The sequence below is a fragment of the Nitrosospira multiformis ATCC 25196 genome, assembly GCF_000196355.1.
GTDB classification, from domain to species: Bacteria; Pseudomonadota; Gammaproteobacteria; order Burkholderiales; family Nitrosomonadaceae; genus Nitrosospira; species Nitrosospira multiformis.
On sequence record NC_007614.1, the window covers coordinates 83,478 to 101,561 of the forward strand.

At 54.9% G+C, this 18,084-nt stretch carries 18 protein-coding genes; 6 read left to right on the forward strand and 12 right to left on the reverse strand.

The window, feature by feature from the left end; translation table 11 throughout:
• Positions 1–19: 19 nt before the first annotated feature.
• The gene (locus NMUL_RS00420; RefSeq protein ID WP_011379443.1) at positions 20–673 is read left to right on the forward strand and encodes a 5-formyltetrahydrofolate cyclo-ligase; all 654 of its coding nucleotides are present in this window, start codon (positions 20–22) and stop codon (positions 671–673) included.
• A gap of 31 nt (positions 674–704) precedes the next feature.
• Here NMUL_RS00420 and NMUL_RS00425 read toward each other — a convergent pair whose 3' ends face one another.
• The 12 genes from NMUL_RS00425 to NMUL_RS00480 all read right to left on the reverse strand — a co-directional run bounded on the left by NMUL_RS00425 (position 705) and on the right by NMUL_RS00480 (position 11,517).
• Positions 705–1,340, reverse strand: coding sequence for a flavin prenyltransferase UbiX (locus NMUL_RS00425; RefSeq protein WP_011379444.1), 636 nt, complete (start codon positions 1,338–1,340; stop codon positions 705–707).
• A gap of 87 nt (positions 1,341–1,427) precedes the next feature.
• On the reverse strand, positions 1,428–2,267 hold the full coding sequence (gene rapZ / locus NMUL_RS00430) for an RNase adapter RapZ (protein WP_011379445.1): 840 nt from the start codon (positions 2,265–2,267) through the stop codon (positions 1,428–1,430).
• 86 nt (positions 2,268–2,353) lie between these two features.
• Positions 2,354–3,298 carry an HPr(Ser) kinase/phosphatase gene (hprK, locus tag NMUL_RS00435; protein ID WP_011379446.1) on the reverse strand — a complete coding sequence of 315 codons (945 nt, stop codon included), beginning with the start codon at positions 3,296–3,298 and terminating at the stop codon, positions 2,354–2,356.
• Between the two features lie 176 nt (positions 3,299–3,474).
• Positions 3,475–3,777 (reverse strand): ribosome hibernation-promoting factor, HPF/YfiA family, encoded by a 303-nt coding sequence (gene hpf / locus NMUL_RS00440; RefSeq protein WP_011379447.1) that lies wholly within the window; start codon positions 3,775–3,777, stop codon positions 3,475–3,477.
• A gap of 26 nt (positions 3,778–3,803) precedes the next feature.
• Positions 3,804–5,270: an RNA polymerase factor sigma-54 gene (locus NMUL_RS00445; RefSeq protein ID WP_011379448.1), complete on the reverse strand. Its 1,467-nt coding sequence runs from the start codon at positions 5,268–5,270 to the stop codon at positions 3,804–3,806.
• Between the two features lie 50 nt (positions 5,271–5,320).
• Positions 5,321–6,127 (reverse strand): LPS export ABC transporter ATP-binding protein, encoded by an 807-nt coding sequence (gene lptB, locus NMUL_RS00450; RefSeq protein WP_011379449.1) that lies wholly within the window; start codon positions 6,125–6,127, stop codon positions 5,321–5,323.
• A gap of 12 nt (positions 6,128–6,139) precedes the next feature.
• A complete protein-coding gene (gene lptA / locus NMUL_RS00455; protein ID WP_011379450.1) occupies positions 6,140–6,712 on the reverse strand; it encodes a lipopolysaccharide transport periplasmic protein LptA in 573 nt (190 codons plus the stop codon).
• Positions 6,696–7,268, reverse strand: coding sequence for an LPS export ABC transporter periplasmic protein LptC (gene lptC / locus NMUL_RS00460; protein ID WP_011379451.1), 573 nt, complete (start codon positions 7,266–7,268; stop codon positions 6,696–6,698). The genes lptA and lptC overlap by 17 nt, the downstream gene beginning before the upstream one ends.
• Positions 7,265–7,789, reverse strand: a complete 525-nt coding sequence (locus NMUL_RS00465) for a KdsC family phosphatase (RefSeq protein ID WP_011379452.1) — start codon at positions 7,787–7,789, stop codon at positions 7,265–7,267. The genes lptC and NMUL_RS00465 overlap by 4 nt, the downstream gene beginning before the upstream one ends.
• Positions 7,790–8,010: 221 nt before the next feature.
• Positions 8,011–8,955 carry a 4-hydroxy-3-methylbut-2-enyl diphosphate reductase gene (ispH, locus tag NMUL_RS00470; RefSeq protein WP_041352697.1) on the reverse strand — a complete coding sequence of 315 codons (945 nt, stop codon included), beginning with the start codon at positions 8,953–8,955 and terminating at the stop codon, positions 8,011–8,013.
• Positions 8,956–9,242: 287 nt separating this feature from the next.
• Positions 9,243–10,238: a cobalamin-binding protein gene (locus NMUL_RS00475; protein WP_011379454.1), complete on the reverse strand. Its 996-nt coding sequence runs from the start codon at positions 10,236–10,238 to the stop codon at positions 9,243–9,245.
• A gap of 124 nt (positions 10,239–10,362) precedes the next feature.
• On the reverse strand, positions 10,363–11,517 hold the full coding sequence (locus NMUL_RS00480; RefSeq protein WP_011379455.1) for a 3-deoxy-7-phosphoheptulonate synthase: 1,155 nt from the start codon (positions 11,515–11,517) through the stop codon (positions 10,363–10,365).
• Between the two features lie 271 nt (positions 11,518–11,788).
• Between NMUL_RS00480 and miaA the strand changes: the two genes are divergently transcribed.
• The 5 genes from miaA to NMUL_RS00505 all read left to right on the forward strand — a co-directional run bounded on the left by miaA (position 11,789) and on the right by NMUL_RS00505 (position 18,068).
• A complete protein-coding gene (gene miaA, locus NMUL_RS00485) occupies positions 11,789–12,760 on the forward strand; it encodes a tRNA (adenosine(37)-N6)-dimethylallyltransferase MiaA (RefSeq protein ID WP_011379456.1) in 972 nt (323 codons plus the stop codon).
• A 59-nt stretch (positions 12,761–12,819) separates the two neighbouring features.
• Positions 12,820–13,179 carry a BON domain-containing protein gene (locus NMUL_RS00490; protein ID WP_011379457.1) on the forward strand — a complete coding sequence of 120 codons (360 nt, stop codon included), beginning with the start codon at positions 12,820–12,822 and terminating at the stop codon, positions 13,177–13,179.
• 65 nt (positions 13,180–13,244) lie between these two features.
• Complete coding sequence (locus NMUL_RS00495; RefSeq protein WP_011379458.1) at positions 13,245–15,584, forward strand: acyl-CoA dehydrogenase; 2,340 nt, start codon at positions 13,245–13,247, stop codon at positions 15,582–15,584.
• A gap of 7 nt (positions 15,585–15,591) precedes the next feature.
• Positions 15,592–17,583, forward strand: a complete 1,992-nt coding sequence (locus NMUL_RS00500; RefSeq protein ID WP_011379459.1) for an AMP-dependent synthetase/ligase — start codon at positions 15,592–15,594, stop codon at positions 17,581–17,583.
• A gap of 65 nt (positions 17,584–17,648) precedes the next feature.
• The gene (locus tag NMUL_RS00505) at positions 17,649–18,068 is read left to right on the forward strand and encodes an acyl-CoA thioesterase (RefSeq protein ID WP_011379460.1); all 420 of its coding nucleotides are present in this window, start codon (positions 17,649–17,651) and stop codon (positions 18,066–18,068) included.
• The last annotated feature ends 16 nt before the right edge of the window (positions 18,069–18,084 follow it).

Genomic DNA, 18,084 nt, shown 5'->3' on the forward strand with positions numbered 1-18,084 from the left:
GTATATATTCGAAAGAGTGATGAATAACTGGAAGGACTGGAGAAGGCACCAGCGCGCGGAACTGATGGCGGCCAGGGAATGCATAGGCGAAGCCGACCATCTTCGCTGGAGCGCTGCCATCACCGAGCTGCTGAAACAAGGCTTTCTCGCGCTACGGACACGTACTGTGGGGTTTTGCTGGCCTCATCGAGGCGAATATGATCCCCGTCCGCTCATGTTTTTTTTCCAGACCAGGGGCGCCACGCTTGCACTCCCCGAGGTAGTGAATAAACATGAGCCCCTCCGTTTCCGCAAGTGGTGGCAGGAAGCCCCCATGAAAATCGGCGCCTATGATATTCCGGTACCAGACAATACCGATCTGGTAACAGTGGATGCCCTGATCATCCCCATGATCGGTTTCGACAAATTTGGCTTTCGCCTGGGGTACGGCAGCGGTTATTTCGATCGTACGCTAGCCGTCATGAAGCCCCGTCCGCTCGCTATCGGTGTTGCGTTCGAAATTCTTCGCCTGGAAAGTTTGCACCCTCACGCACATGATATTCCCATGGATTTCGTTGTCACCGAGGCGGGAATTTATCATGCAACCCGCACGGGATTGAAACCCGTTTCTGCTGGCCAATGCCCCGATATTCTTACCGCGAGGGCAGGAGAAATCAAGGAGACCCAAGGATAGTTCATCGGCACGAAAATTCGCCGAGTCGAATTCAATCCACCGTACTTTCTTCGCCCCAGCGCGGCATGAGCGTATGAGCGACTCCCACATGATCGAGGATACGCGCCACTACAAAATCCACCATGCCGTGGATGTCCCGCGGGTGGTGATAGAAGCCGGGATTGGGCGGCAGGATTATTGCGCCGCTACGCGCCAGCTTCAGCATATTTTCGAGGTGAATGGCGGAAAAGGGAGTCTCCCGGGGTACGAGGATGAGCTTCCGGTTTTCCTTCAGCATTACGTCCGCTGAACGTTCGATCAGCTTTTGACTCATTCCTGCGGCAATTGCAGCAAGCGTACCCATGGTGCAGGGGCAAACCACCATTGCGTCAGCCGGGTTGGAGCCGGAGGCAACCGGAGCCAACCAATCCTCCCGTCCGAACACGCGTAACTGGCCCTGTTCAGTACTGAAACGCCGGCGCAACAGCTCCTCCGCTTCCCTGGCACGGGAAGGCAATACCAGCTCCATTTCCTGATGAGCTACGATCTGCGCTGCCTGGGAATACATCAGGTAGACGCGAGTGCCGGCTGCGAGCAACAGTTCCAGCAAACGCATGCCATAGGGCATGCCGGATGCCCCGGTAAAAGCAAGCGTGACAGTTTTTGATGTACTGGCGCGGGAATTCAATGTCTGGAAATAGATAAGGAATCGGCGCCGACCGGGAATGCCCTGTTCGCCGAAAGGGTTGCAATGTTACAGGGGGAGAATGGCTTTTTATGCATTCAATTCCCGATGCCGTACCAGAACCTGGTTGTTTTCCGTAAAATAACGTGCCAACCGCTCCACGAAATAAACGGAACGATGCCGTCCTCCAGTGCAGCCGATCGCTACCGTGAGGTAATTGCGGTTATCGCGGATGAAACAGGGCAACCAGTCATCGACGAATCGGCGGATATCCTCGAACATGCGATTCACGCTGCTGTTTGCGTCCATGTATTCGATCACGGCGCCATCCTTTCCCGTCAAAGGTCGCAGAAGGGCCTCATAGTGGGGATTGGGAAGGCAGCGAACATCGAACACCATATCGGAATCCAGCGGGATGCCGTGCTTGAAGCCAAAAGATTGGAACAGCAGCGTCAGGCGACCGGGTTCCAGCCCGATGAAATCCCTTATCCAGGCTCGCAGCGAGCTCGCGCTCAAGTCACTGGTATCGATGCGGTTCGCCAGATCATGAATTTCACGCAACATCTCGCGTTCCATCTCTATGCATTCCGGCAGGGTGGATTGATTGTCACTGAGTGGGTGACGGCGGCGAGTTTCGGAAAAACGCTTCAACAGCGTATCCGTTTTGGTGTCGAGAAACAACAGATGGATATCCATTTTCTGCCGCCTCAAGTCGGCCAACCGTTGTGGCAAGAGATGCAAGGTTTCGCGGCTTCTGGCGTCAATGCTGACGGCGACGCGCTCATGGCCGGATTGCTTCAAATAAACCGTCACCTCCAGCAGCAGGTTGGCCGGAAGGTTGTCAACGCAATAGTAGCCGTTATCTTCCAGAACGGTAAGCGCGATGCTCTTGCCGGAGCCTGACAGGCCGCTGATGACGATCACCTGCATAGATTCAAATCGTACCGGATGAGAATATCCGTGAGCAGAAAGGCAGGGAGGGACGAGAAGGTTTTAACTCTGTTTTCGCCCACGTGTTATGTTTGCCCGTTCTCGAGTTCCTGTTGATGGCGCGCGAAAAATTCCTGACCGCTGTCTATGCCGCGTAACTGCAAAACATAGTTTCGTACCGCCGCTTCTACCAGGACAGCGAGGTTTCGGCCGGCGGCAACCGGAATGATGACTTTCCGGATGTTGACATCCAGGATATTCTCAGTGACATCATTGATCGGCAGCCGTTCCATTGCATTGAGATCAGCGCTGTTGGGTTTCTGCAAGTGAACGATGAGTTTCATGTTTTTTTTGCGCCGTACCGCCGCTTCGCCAAAAATCGTTCGAATATTCAGCATTCCCAGTCCCCGCACTTCGAGAAAATCGCGCAGCATGGGTGGGCAGCGCCCTTCGAGCGTTTCCGGTGCAATGCGATAGAGCTCCACCACATCATCCGCCACCAATCCATGTCCGCGGCTCACCAGTTCCAGCGCCAATTCGCTCTTGCCGACACTGCTCTCGCCGGTAATCATTACGCCGAGCCCAAGAACGTCGAGCAATACGCCATGCCTGCTGCAGGAAGGAGCAAGGACCCGTCCGAGATAGGGGCGTAATATCCAGAGGATCTCGAGACTGGAGTAGGGTGTACAGAAGAGAGGGGTACGCGTGGAATCCGCCAGGGACTTTATGGAATCCGGAACACATGCGCCCGCCGTAACAATGATGCATAGCATATCGCTTTCGGCAAGCCTGCGCATATGTTGTTCGAGGGAAGCAGGATCGAGCGCGTTGAGATATTCGGCCTCGGTTTCGCTCAATACCTGAATCCAGTTGGGATGGATGAAATTGAGGTGTCCGATCATCCCCTGCGTCGAACGCGCGATCGCTTCATTATCGAGACTTCTGTCGCCTCCATCCCGCCCTGCTTCCCAGGTGAGACCCAGTTTCTGGCGTTTTTCCTCGAAAAGCTGTCTGGCGTCGATTCCGACCATCTGGTTGAATGCCTCCTGATTATCAGGATTGGGAAAAATCATGAGCTTCTTCCCGGGAGTGCCGAAACAAATTCACGGTTTCGGAGCGAGAAGCGGTGCTGAGCCCGTATTGGTGCAGAGCCCTTTATCGTTGCTCCACCTGATCTTTGGTTCAAATTGCCCTGATCCGGAATTTCTTAAACGGTATCCGTGCGTTGGCTTTCATTTTTCTCCTTGCGGCGGACCAGCTGGCGCTCGAGTTTATCAACGAGATCATCTATGGAAGCGTACATGTCCGTGCTGTCCGCCTCGACAAAAATATCGTTGCCAGGGACTCGCGCCAGCGCCTCCGCCTTGTGCTCCAACTTTTCCACGGAAAGGGTCACAGTGATATCCACAATCTGGTCGAAACGTTGAGTGATGCGGCTCAATTTGGAAACAACATACTCGCGCAATGGAGGGGTGATTTCGACCTGCCGACCTGTGACATGGATGTTCATTTGTGGCTCCTATGAAATGACTGTGGTTAAAACGATTTCCGAAGATTGACGGAAGGAATTTGCAAGGACTCCCGATATTTTGCTACGGTACGGCGAGCAACCATGATACCCTGCTGCCCCAGGACCTCCGAGATCTGACTGTCGCTGAGCGGCTTCCTCGAGTTTTCCTCACTGATCATTTGCTTGATCAGCGCGCGAATGGCAGTGGCGGAGCAAGCGCCACCACTATCCGTTGATACGTGGCTCCCAAAAAAATACTTCAATTCGAAAATGCCGCGCGGCGTGCGCATGAATTTCTGCGTGGTAACCCGCGAAATGGTGGACTCGTGCAGATTCAGCACGTCGGCGATTTCCCGCAGTATCATCGGACGCATCGCAACTGCTCCATGCTCGAAAAACTGCTGCTGGCGTTCCACAATGGCTGCCGATGCCTTGAGGATGGTGTTGAAACGCTGTTGTACGTTCTTTACCAGCCATTTTGCTTCCTGCAATTGGCTGATCAGCCGACGGGTAGAGTCGTCATTGCATCCTTTCAGGATCTCCGCATAGAGCCGGTTGATCCTGAGACGCGGCATGGCTTCCGGATTAAGGCTGGCTACCCAGGAACCGCCGACTTTGGTCACGATGACGTCGGGCACGATGTAGCAGGCGACTGTGGAGCTGAAGGCCGTGGCCGGTCTCGGATTCAGTCGCGTTATCATCTGCTGGACAGAGCGAAGACAGTCGTCGTTGCAGTGCAGCACCCGCTTGATGGCGCCAAAGTCCCGGGATGCCAGACTTTCAAGATGGTTGTTCACCAGCGCCAATGCCTGCTCCAGATAGGGCGTATCGGGTGGGAGCGCCTGCAGTTGCATGACGAGGCATTCTCTCAAGTTGCGCGCACCGATGCCGGGGGGATCCAAGTGCTGCAAATGTTCGAGGGCAATGTGCAGGTCGTCGATATCTATTGACAGCTCGGCGGGCAACAGATCGACCAATTCTTCCAGGTCCTGGACAAGATAGCCATCATCATCCAGGCTGTCGATCAGTAATCCGGTGATCTTTCTATCCCGCTGGGAGATCTGGCTCAGGCTGAGTTGCGAGTTGAGGTGGGCACGGAGATTCGGAGGTTCCACCGCTTGCTGTGGAATATCACGTTCGTCCTCATCGTCCCGGTAGGGCCGAAAAACGCTGTCATCCGGCGGCCACTCCCGCTCGTCAAGCGGTTGCTTCACATCGGTTTCTGCTTCGACGGAGAGAATAGGGAGGCTTTCCTCGGCAACCTCCAGCTCGTTTGGCAACGGTGCGGCCAACTCCTCCGGTATGAGGCTATGATAATCGGTACTGTCGTTGCCGAGGCTGTCATCAAGTTCCAGAAGGGGATTCTCCTGTACGATGCGCTCTATTTCCTGGTTCAACTCTATCGTGGAGAGTTGCAATAACCGGATGGACTGCTGCAATTGCGGCGTAAGCGCCAGATGTTGCGACAGCTTGACTTGAAGAGTTGGTTTCATATTGGAAAAACAACGATAAAGCCGATTTCAGGTAAGGCGAAGCTTTATTTTCAAAGGCGGAAATGTTCTCCCAGATAGACTTTTCTCACGTTTTCATTATAAATGATTTCGTCTGGACTGCCGCTCGCCAGCACCCTGCCGTCGCTTATGATAAAGGCATGGTCACAGATTCCTAATGTTTCCCGTACATTATGGTCGGTGATCAGCACACCGATGCCCCGCTCCTTCAGAAAGCGGATAATTTTCTGGATGTCCAGCACGGCAATGGGATCCACTCCGGCAAACGGCTCGTCCAGCAAGATGAAATGGGGTCCTGTCGCCAGCGCACGGGCAATTTCGACGCGCCGACGTTCCCCGCCCGATAAACTGATGGCCGGACTGTTGCGTATATGACTGATATGCAGATCATGCAGTAAATTGTCGAGATGCTGCTGCATCTCGTCAGCCCCATGGTTTTTCAATTCCAGTACAGCGCGAATATTGTCGGCTACCGAGAGTCGCCTGAAAATCGAAGCTTCCTGTGGCAGATAACTCAAACCAAGGCGCGCGCGCTCATGCATGGGCATCTGGCTGAGGTCAAGCTCATCGAGGACGATGCTGCCCCCATCCAGCGGGACAAGGCCCACCATCATGTAAAAACAGGTGGTCTTGCCTGCGCCATTGGGACCCAGCAAGCCGACAACCTCTCCGCTTTTAACCGAAAGAGAAACATCATGCACCACCGTGCGCGACTTGTAGCTTTTTTTCAGATTTTCCGCCCTGAATTCACTTCTCTTTCCTGAGGAAACCAGGGGAGCTTCGGGGGCTTGGGAAGCATGATCGGCATGGCCGCGGGCTGAAGAGAGGGGAAGTTCCATAATGATGTTCGTTTATGAATTGTCTGCCTCGGGTTTGGGCTCCTTCTTTTTGGGCTGTATCACCGCTCGCACCCTGCCCTCCGAATGGGTTTGGGTGCTCGTTCCACCCTCGCCATTTACCTGGAAGAATTCGTTGACTGCGTCATAGGAAATATAATCCCCATGAACTTCATCCTTTCCGCGCCTCAACCTTGCTTTCTTGAAAAGCTGAACCTTGTCGGCCTTGCCATCGTATTCCATACGCTCGCTCCAGCCCTCCACGTATTCATCCTTGCCATCGCGCTTCTGGCGAAAACTGGCAAGATTGCCGAATGCAGTGGCATATTGAAAACCGTTGGCGTCTTCCTTCACTGTCATCTTATCCGCGCGAATAATCAGTGTTCCCTGTGTCAGTACGACATTGCCGATAAAGGTAGCCAGCTTGTTGGCATCCTGCACGGTGGCACGGTCGGCCTCCAGATGCACAGGCTTCTCGCTGTCGGCCCGCTCGGCCCGAACCGGTGCGCTGAAGAGCATTACAGCGAGAAAAGCGACAGATAGGGGTTTCATGGGAGCAGTAAAAGAGAACCTAGCGTTTCTTGTCATGCACGACCTTTACCTGCGACAACAATTCCGTGTGGCCCGTACGATTGTTCATTTCCATTCCAATCGCTCTGATAGTGGCGTTTGTTTCAGTTATCTCCACGGGCTTGTCCGTTCGCGCAATGTCCTGGTCCGGAATGAGATGCAGCAGACTGGTTGTCAAGATTGTTTCACCGCGGCCTTTACCCGCGTTTCGGACGATCACCACATTGCCACTCAAATAAATGTCTTCGCCCTCGGCAGACATCTTCGCATTATCCGCCTGCAGTTGTACTGAAGGTTTACCGGGTTCGATAGTAATTAAGCGGGGTTGTTCCAGCTCAGCCGAATCATCGTCGGGATAATGCACCATTTTTTTTCCGAGAAGCATTTTGTATCCCGCGTCGTTCTCATCCGTGCGAATGGCAGAAAAATCTTCCACAACATAGTCAGGCGCCCGTACCGATATGCTCTCCGGCGCAAGCAAAGGTGTGGGCCCGTCCTGATTCAGCAGGGTTAGCAATGATGCAAACAGGGCTACTATAACGAAAAGGAATCCGAAGCGAAGGTGACCCATCATGTGAGATAAGTCGCAAGATGCGCGTCCAGCGTGTCCTGCGCCTGCATTATCATTTCGCAGATCTCGCGCGCCGCCCCTCGCCCTCCTTCCAGACGGGTGATATAGTGCGCGTGCTTTTTCACGAGGGCAGGGGCGGCAGGTACAGAGATGGCAAGACCGCAGCGCAGCAGGATCGGCAGATCGATCAGATCATCTCCCACGTATGCACAGGCGGAGGCATCCAGGTGCTGGTCCTCAAGCAAGGCCTCGAATGCGGGAAGCTTGTTTTTTGCGCCTTGATAGACGAGGGTAACGCCCCAGTCCTTTGCCTTCAAATCCACACAGCGGGACTGACGGCCAGTGATAAGCGCCACCTTGACTCCCGTGGCCTTGAGCATTTTCAGGCCATGGCCATCCTGGCTGTTGAACGCTTTGATTTCCTCACCTCCGTCCGTGAGATAGAGGCTCCCGTCCGTGAGCACGCCATCCACATCGAAGATAACCATCGTGATCTTTCTTGCCTTTTCGTATATGTGTTGCATTTTGCTATGGGTTGAAACAGTCGGATCGAATGAACTTGTAAAAACTCTGGAGCACCCTGCATGCGTATGAATGCCGAAACTCGGTGAGAAGTAGGAGATGAATACCGCAGCTACCCGCTGTGTCGTTGTGAGGTTGCCGCGTCAGCCCGAGCGGGCACTGATGGACGGAAGCAAGGTGTTTCCGATCTAAGGAAGTAAAACTATCCGATGAAAAGCCGTGATCAGTTTCTTGGCAATGGGAACACCACTGACTCTACCACTCCTCTCAGCTCTTCCACCACCACTTCCCTTTCCGCTTGCTCTGACACGATTTGTCTGAGTCGCGAGATGACTTCCTGTACAAGCACTTCCGGCGCCGATGCCCCCGCGGTAATACCGATCCGCATTTTGCCTTTCAGCCAGGCTTCCTGCAATTGTTCCGCCCGGTCCAGCATGTACGCGTCCACGCCGGCATTTCTCGCGACTTCACACAGACGGTTGGAGTTGGAGCTATTGGGCGAGCCCACCACAATCACGAGATCGCACTGCTTGACCATCGTTTTTACCGCATCCTGCCGGTTCTGGGTGGCGTAACAGATATCATCCTTTTTGGGACCGAGGATATTGGGGAAACGGCCTTTCAGGGCCTGGATCACCCGATTGGCATCATCCACGGACAAGGTGGTCTGGGTCACGTAAGCCAGGTGAGCCGGATCCTGCACCTGCAGTTTCTCGACATCCTCTTCTGTTTCCACCAGATACATGGAAGGACCATCTCCCTCGGCCTGGCCCATGGTACCTTCCACCTCCGGATGTCCCGCATGGCCGATCATGATGATTTCTCTTCCCTGGTCCCGCATCTTTGCCACTTCAATGTGGACTTTGGTCACGAGCGGACAGGTGGCATCGAATACCTTGAATTGTCCCGCCTCGGCTTCGCGTCGCACCGCATGGGAAACTCCGTGAGCACTGAAGATCAGAATGCTGCCGGCTGGAACTTCATCGAGGTTCTCGACAAATACTGCTCCCTTTTTTTCCAGATCCTCCACTACGAAACGGTTATGCACCACTTCGTGGCGCACATAGATCGGCGCGCCATGCACGCTCAGTGCACGCTCGACAATTTCGATTGCCCGGTCCACGCCTGCACAGAAACCGCGAGGGTTTGCAAGCAATACCTTGATCATTTCGCCGTTTTCCATTAAATACACCTCATTCAAGCACAAATACCGCTGGCGGTACGGTCAGCATTCGACCTATACCCTCAATTTAATCCTTTGTATAACCTCTGCATGCCTGCGAGTGCCAGTCATTCTACAAATCGTGAGGCATTTAATGCAGACCGGGGAAGGCAAAAGCATAAACACTTATTTTACCATTCATCTGTTTTCTCAAGAGAAATTCTTATCCTCCTGATTGACAAATCCGCTTTCCTGAGCGCCTGCCGGTGCAGGCTCATGGGGGGGCACGAAAATCAGGAATCAGGCAGGCGGACGATTTTCCGGCGGGAACGAACGCATTCCAGCTGCTCGCAAACCAGATGGGCGCCCCGCAACACACGCGTCGTCTGCCGTTGGATCAGATCGGGGTGCACAAAAAATACATTGTTATTCCTCACCGCGCTGAGCGGCGAAAACTGTCGGAGGAAAGCCTTGACTTCAGCGGGCGCGCTTTCGTCCTGCTCCAGTGAGACGCTGCTGATGATGGCATCCGGGTCCGCCTCCAGCAGGTTTTCCCCGGACACCACCGGCGTCAGGGAAGATTCCCGCGCAAACACATTCGTGCCACCGCATATCTGGATGACATCGCTGATGAGGTGCTGGTTGTTTATCGTCATCAGCGGTTGATGCCAGATCAACTGGAATACGCTGACCCTGGGCCGGTTGCTGTAGCTGCTCTGGATCCCCTGCAATTCCTCTTCATAGGCTTTCGCTGCCCGTTCCGCCGGCCCTGATGTTCCCGCCAGCGTGCCGATAATTCGCAGCAGGCGCGACACATCGGCCAGCGTGACTGCTTCTGTCGCAAAAACAGTCAGGCCAAGTCTTTCCAGCTTCTCGATATCGGCTCTGGCATTGCCACTGCGCCAGGCCAGCAGCAGATCGGGCTGTAGTGCGACAATTCTCTCAAGATCCAGACTGAATGAGTCCCCTATGTCGGGAATGGATTTTGCGGCATCCGGATAATTGCTGTGCCTGCTGACTCCAACCAGTTTTTTCCCAGCTCCAGCAGCAAATATCAGTTCAGTGACGTTGGGTGAAAGTGAAATGATGCGCATTGCAGCGTGAGTCATCCGAACACGGCGACCGTCATCGTCCGTCACTGTCGTCGGAAAACCCGATAAACATGTTCCTGTTGCGGGAGTGGCAAAACCTGGGGAGGATGACGGTCGAATTACGCCGCCAGCATTGCCGGAATCCATGAGAGCCGATGTAAACAACGCGAACAGCAGGATCAGGACGTGACGTATCACGTCACGCTGCTCCCTTCCGGCACGTCCATGGAGAAGGACTGGAAAGAATGAGAAAGGGGAAGCTGAGGCAGCTGGCGGCGCGGCGTGCCTGGTGTCTATTCGAAAAGAAATTCAGACTGGCAATTCAGGCGCTTTGTACCGAGGAAGGCAGCGCCGGCTCGGTATCTTCCTGATAACGCTGGGCAAGGGCAACACGCTGCTCATAAGCTTTCCGTGCAATAGCCACGTCTTCCAGGAAAAGCGGCAATTCCCTCATCAGCAACGCCTGGGGTCCATCCACCAACGCTTTCCCCGGCGCGGGGTGAAAATCCACCAGTATCATATTGGCGCCGGCGATGACGCCCTGCACCGTTGCATGCATGATATCGAGTATGCCATCCGGAGACGCGGCTCTCATTCCGACCGAATGCGACGGATCAATGCAGACCGGCATGCGCGTCAGTCGCTTGACCACTGGCACATGGGCAAAATCGACAAAATTGCGATGCGGATCCCCCATGTTGGTTTTCATGCCGCGCAGACCGAAAACGACTTTACGGTTGCCCTCGGATGCCAGATATTCCGCAGCGTTGAGAGATTCATCGAGGGTAATACCAAAACCCCGCTTGAGCAGCACCGGAAAATCCTGCTGGCGTCCCACTATTTTCAGCAACTCGAAATTCTGTGTGTTGCGCGTGCCGATCTGCAGAATTACCCCGGTGGCATTGCCGGTGCGATAAAGCGCATCACAGATTTCCTCGAGGTGAGATTCGTGGGTGATTTCCATGGCTATCACCCGGATGCCATATTTTCCGGCCAGTTCGAATACGTAGGGTAAACAGGCCTTGCCGTGGCCCTGAAACGAGTAGGGGCTGGTACGGGGCTTGTAGGCTCCCATGCGGGTGCACACTTGTCCGTTGTCCCGCAGCGCCTGCATCATCAGTTCTACGTGCTCGAGCGTATCTACTGCGCACAGTCCGGCAAAAACATTCAGGGTATCCTGACCGAAACGCACTCCGTTATAATCGAAATAAGTAGGCCGGTGATCATCCTTGTGCCGGCCAAGAACACGATACTCCTCCGAGATCCGAACAACCTGCTCTACACACGGCAGGTTTTGCATATCCTCGACCAACAGCGCCTTGGTGTTCCCGATCAGGTACACTTCGGTGAGCGTCTGCTCGCTGCCGACCTCGGTGCGCACTCGAGTGGATATTCCCGGCATATTGGCAAGATATGCCAATAACTGCTTGTAGTCGGGACTTTCAGGTCCGGTATCCGGGCTAAGTACAAGAATCATAAAATAGAATCGGTTTGGGCAACGGGGAGGGCTTGGGCGCCAAGTCAAGGAACGGATTCTAACCGAAAAAACCAATGCTTGTCATTCAATCGAATATCGCGTTTAATCCCTTGAATAAAACAGATTTCAATCCCGAATCACTCGCAACGCAAACCGGGAACTGTACGAAGCGCTTTGGCGAAAATATAGAGGTTGATCCACGACACAGGCAATTACCATAGGGATAGCCTTTTCCCGGCTATCGTGACCGAACAGGGCAGAAGAACCCGGAATGAAAAAAAAAACGGGCTATTCCCCTTATCCGCCTGCAATTTTTCTGATGGGGCCGACGGCAAGCGGGAAAAGCGCCCTCGCGCTGCATATCGCACGTTATCTTCCGGTGGAGATCATCAGCGTGGATTCCGCGCAGGTCTATCGCCACATGAATATCGGCACCGCGAAACCAGGCCCGGAAGCGCTGGCGGCCACGCCTCATCATCTCATCGATCTGATCGATCCGCATGAGCATTATTCTGCTGCCCGGTTCCGCACTGACGCGCTGCGCACAATGCGGGAGATTGCGGACCGGGGCAGTATTCCGCTTCTGGCGGGCGGCACGATGCTCTATTTCAAGACGCTCCTTGAGGGGCTTTCGGAACTTCCTTCCGCGGACAGCGACGTGCGCGCTGCGATTGAAGCCAAAGCCCGAAAAAGCGGCTGGCCCGCGATGCACCAGGAGTTGTTCCGGCTGGACTCCGTCAGCGCGGAACGCATCAAACCAACCGACAGCCAGCGCATACAGCGTGCGCTGGAAGTGTTCTATCTCACCGGCAAACCCATGTCGGAAACACTGAGGAAGCCGAAAAATGTTTCACTACCTTACGAAGTTGTCAAGATTGCGCTCGTTCCCGGCAACCGTCAGGCCCTGCACCAGCGCATCGCATGTCGTTTCGAGCAAATGCTGAAGCATGGATTAATTGATGAGGTGCGGGCAATCCGTGATAAATTCTATCTCAGTGATGAGAACCCTTCGATGCGGTGCGTGGGTTACCGGCAGGTGTGGATGCATCTGGAAAACGCAACCGACGCATTGCGAATGCGGGAAATGGCGTTGGCCGCTACCCGGCAATTGGCGAAACGCCAACTCACCTGGCTTCGTTCCATGAAAGAAACCAGAGAATTCGACTGCCTGCAAGAAAATCTGCCTGAACAGGTGAAAACATACCTCCTCAACACTGGATTGAAGTTTACAGAGGTTTCATAATCGGTAATTATTTAATCAGCGCGAGATTGGTATTTTTTATTCTGACCAGGAAAAATAAAATGATCGATAGATATAAACCCATAGCCTTAGCAGCCGTCGCCCTCGCAGGCGCCCTCTCCCTGGCGGGTTGCGGACAAGAAGAGAAGGTGCATGAATCATGGAAGACGCCGGAACCCCAGGCGGTTGTGGATGACAGCACTCTCAACAGTTCGATACAGGGCGCCTTGAAATTGGATCCGGAGGTCCGGCATCTCGACATCCGGGTGGAAGCGCATAATGGAACGGTAATGCTGAGCGGTTTTGCGGATAACCAGGCTCAACTGGATCGTGTCAACATGCTCGCGTGGATGGTTGAAGGAGTGAAGAAAGTGGATAACAAGATGAATGTTCGCGGTACCCCCGCTCCGGGTGACGGCTGAGAAGCTGCACGAGTATAGGGAGCCGGTTTTTTACAGGTGTCACAAACCTACCAAGGAAAATTGCCTTGATCTCATCTCTGCTTCTGACGCTGATTTTAGTTGCCGGCGTCATCATTTTCGTACCGCAGGTGCGCCGCATCCTCATTTCCAGCCGCCTGCTGAAAATCTTCCGTAAGATTCTGCCCCATATCTCGCAAACCGAGCAGGAAGCGCTGGATGCCGGCACGGTATGGTGGGAGGCAGAGCTGTTCAGCGGCAGACCGGACTGGAGCAAGCTGCTGGCATTCCCCAAGCCCAAGCTGCAGGCGGAAGAAAAAGCCTTTCTGGACGGTCCTGTGGAAGAACTGTGCGCGATGCTGGATGAATGGCAGATCACGCGGGAATTGCATGATCTGCCGCCCCACGTATGGCAGTTCATCAAGGACAAGGGTTTTTTTGGCATGATTATTCCCAAGGAGTACGGGGGGCTCGGCTTTTCCGCGTTCGCGCACTCCGAGGTCATCCTGAAAATCAGTTCACGCAGTGGTACCGCTGCAGTGACCGTAATGGTGCCGAATTCGCTGGGTCCCTCTGAACTGCTGCTGCAATATGGCACGGAAGAGCAGAAGAGTTACTATCTTCCGCGGCTGGCGAAGGGATTGGAGGTGCCGTGTTTCGGGCTCACGGGACCTGAAGCAGGTTCGGATGCAAGCGCCATTCCCGATTCGGCCATCGTATGTTATGGCACGTTCAACGGTAATGAGAAGGTGCTGGGCATGCGCGTGACCTGGGAGAAGCGCTACATCACGCTCGGCCCGGTCGCGACCCTCCTTGGACTTGCATTCAAGCTCCATGATCCGGATGGACTCCTGGGTGGGCAGAGGGATCTTGGCATCACCCTGGCGCTGATTCCCACTGATACGCCGGGTGTGGAGATCGGTCGCCGCCATTTTCCGCTCGATGCCGCCTTTCAGAACGGCCCCAATTCTGGAAAGGACGTTTTCATCCCCATGGAGTATGTGATCGGGGGGATCGAGGGGGTAGGACGAGGCTGGCGCATGCTGATGAACTGCCTTGCTGCCGGCCGCTCCATCTCCCTGCCCGCCACCAGCACTGGCGGAGCCAAGCTGGCCACACGCGCAACGGGCGCTTACAGCAGAGTACGGGTGCAGTTCAAACAGCCTATCGGATTTTTTGAGGGTGTCGAAGAAGCGCTTGCACGCATCGGGGGTCATACCTACATGATGGATGCGGCGCGAATGATGACTGCGGGAGCGGTGGATCTCGGGCAAAAGCCTTCCGTGATCTCCGCCATTGTCAAATACCATCTCACTGAGCGGGGACGCGAGGTGATCAATGATGCAATGGATGTGCATGGAGGCAAGGGCATCTGCCTGGGGCCGGGCAACTACCTGGGGCGCAACTATCAGCAGATTCCGGTCAGCATCACTGTGGAAGGCGCCAACATCCTCACGCGAAACATGATCATTTTCGGTCAGGGCGCGATACGCTGCCATCCATACCTGCTGAAGGAAATCCGTGCCGCCGGAGACTTGGACACGAAGCGGGGGCTGGTGGAATTCGACAAGGCTCTGGCCGGGCATTTTGTCTTTACGGTCGGCAATGGTTTGCGATCGCTCATGCACGGTCTTACCGGCGGCAGGTTTGCGAAGGCGCCGTTGAACACGGATCCGGAAGTACAGGATTACTACAGCCAGCTGACGCGTTGCTCGGCCTCTTTCGCCTTTCTCGCTGATATCTCCCTTCTGGTTCTGGGCGGGTCGCTCAAACGCAGGGAGCGTTTATCCGCACGCCTGGGCGATATTCTAAGCCTTCTCTATTTATGCTCCGCTGTGCTGAAACGCTTTAACGATGATCGCCGACCCCCTTCTGACTTGCCGCTGCTGCATTGGTCCATGCAGGATGCGTTGTATCGCGTGCAACAGGCCTTCGATGGGGTACTGGATAATTTTCCCGCTACCGGATTCACACGACGCGTATTGCGATTCATGGTGTTTCCGCTGGGCAAACCGTTCTCTCCGCCCCCGGACGAGCTGGAACAAAAAATTGCGACATTGATGCTGGCGCCCGGCGACGCGCGTGATCGCCTCACTGCCGGTATTTACATACCCACAGCCAAAGACGAGCCGCTGAATATTCTGGAACAGGCACTGCAGCATGCAGTGTCCTGTGAGGCAACGGAAGCCAAGCTGCGTACGGCGATAAAGAGCGGGCAGATTCCCGCGCAGGAAGAAGAGAGTATCGCGGCTGCCCTGAAGCAAAGAGTCATTACGTCTACGGAACTGGAAATATTGAAAAAAATGGGAGCCTTGCGCCGCCGCGTGATCATGGTGGACGATTTTCCTTCTGACTTCGGCTCGAGATCGGACGCGGCAGCTGAAGCTGCTTCGCCAATCAACGCATGAGCACTATATGAATAATGTCTCCGCCAGCCGGCAGCAGGTTCGATCGGCATTATCTCCGGCAGCGACGCCCAGCGACGCGGAAATCCCTACAACATCTGGAAGACAGGACATGGCGGGCATCATTCCGGTGGAAACTGCGGGAACTCTGGATGGATTGTTCCGCGAGCGGGTGCGCCGCACGCCCGAAGCGATAGCCTATCGGGATTATGATCGATCGAGCGGCAAGTGGCGTGATCTTTCCTGGGCGCGAATGGATGAGCGCATTGCACACTGGGTGATTGCGCTATCGAAGGAAAAGCTTAAACCGGGTGACCGCGTCGGGATAATGTTAAGAAACTGCCCGGAATGGGTAATGTTCGAACAGGCTGCGCTGAGGCTTGGGCTGGTGGTAGTGCCGCTCTATCCCACTGATCGCCCGGATAATGCGGCTTATATCCTTCAGGATGCAGGCGTCAAGGTACTTCTGCTGGAGGAACTGGGGCAGTGGCTTGCTTTCTCGGAAGTGCGTGACCAGATGACAGGGCTTGTACGCGTCATCATTATCCAGGGCAGCGTCAGGCAGGGTCATAGAGGAAACGAGCTCGTGCTTGCGCTGCATGACTGGCTGCCGGAGTGGTTCCCCGGCGAAAGACCGACCGAGTCGTTGCCAAGCGTGGAACCCCTCTATCAGCTTCCTGCGGAGCCGGAGCATCAGGCTCCGGAAGAAGTCCCGCCCAGCCGTGTCCTCGCACGTGACCCGCACCAGCTGGCTACCATCATTTATACATCGGGTACATCCGGGCATCCCAAGGGCGTGATGCTCAGCCATCATAATATACTGACCAATGCCCATAGCTGCCTGCAGGTCGTACCGATCGAAGAAAGCGACGTGCTGCTCTCCTTTTTACCGCTGTCCCACACATTTGAACGGACTGCCGGTTATTACGTGCCGATGATGCGGGGCTCGACAGTGGCGTATGCGCGCTCGATTCCCCAGTTGCAGGAGGATCTGCTGATCATCCGGCCGACCATCCTCGTTTCGGTGCCCCGAATATATGAGCGCGTATATGCCGGCATTCGCGCCAAGCTGGCGGAGGGGCCCCTGCTGAGCCGCAGGCTGTTCGACCTTGCAGTCGAGATCGGGTATAACCGGTTCGAGTATCAGCAGGGGCGCGCCGAGAAGCATTTTTCCCATGCGCTGTGGCCGTTGCTGGAAATACTGGTGGCAAAGAAGGTGATGAGCAAACTGGGAGGGCGGCTGCGCGCAGCAATGAGCGGCGGAGCCGCATTATCGAGCGAGGTTTCCCGCATATTTATCGGCCTGGGCCTGCCCATCCTCCAGGGCTACGGTATGACGGAAAGCAGCCCGGTGGTTTGCTGCAATACGATCGAGGACAATGTTCCGGCGAGTGTCGGACGGCCTATTCCAGGGGTGGAAGTGAAGCTCGGCGAGCAGAATGCCTTGCTTATTCGCGGACCCAACGTCATGCTCGGCTACTGGAACAATGAGGAGGCCACGCGAGCGGTAATGACCCCGGACGGGTGGCTCAATTCGGGCGATATCGCGGAAATCGATGAGGCCGGGCATATCGCCATTACCGGCCGGGTAAAGGAAATCATTGTCATGTCGACCGGGGAAAAGATTCCACCTGCCAACATGGAAGCGGCGATTCTACGCGATCCGTTATTTGAACAGGTCATGGTGGTTGGCGAGGGACGTCCTCATTTAGCGGTGCTGGCAGTTCTCAACTCCGGAAATTGGGAAAGCATGGCTGACGAATACCATCTCGACCGGAACTGGCGCCGTCTAGGGGGCGATCCGAAGTTCGAAGAAATCCTGCTGGAACGGATCGCTTATCAGATCAAAGGATTTCCGGGTTATGCCAAAATATATCGCATTGCCGTGGTGGCCGAGCCGTGGACAGTCGAGAATCAGATGTTGACCCCGACGTTGAAACTGCGGCGCACTTATGTGCAGAACCACTACAAAAGCGAGGTGGACAGGCTCTACACGAAGTAATGAGCAGATCATTCCCTGCAATGCCGAAAAATTCACGGTAGAGTGAACAGTTGAAATCATGAAAAATGACAGACAGTGACACTGAATCTCAGGTATCGCTGCCTGAGGGTTCCGATCCGGTGCTGCGGCTGGTACCGATGCCTACGGATACGAATTATGCGGGAGACGTATTCGGGGGCTGGATCATGGCGCAAGTGGATATTGCCGGCAGCCTTCCCGCCATCCGCCGGGCTCGCGGTCGCGTCGTAACCGTGGCCGTGAATTCCTTCGTATTCAAGCAACCGGTATTCGTCGGCGATGTCGTAAGCTTCTATGCCGATATCGTCCGGATTGGACGGACTTCCATCACGGTGGATGTGGTCGTGTATGCGCAGCGCGGATTACGGCAGGGCGACAAGGAAATATGCTATCGGGTGACGGAGGCGGTGCTAACCTATGTTGCGGTCGATGAGCATCGCAAGCCGCGCGTGGTTCCTCCCGGGTGATGTGGACATATCGTAT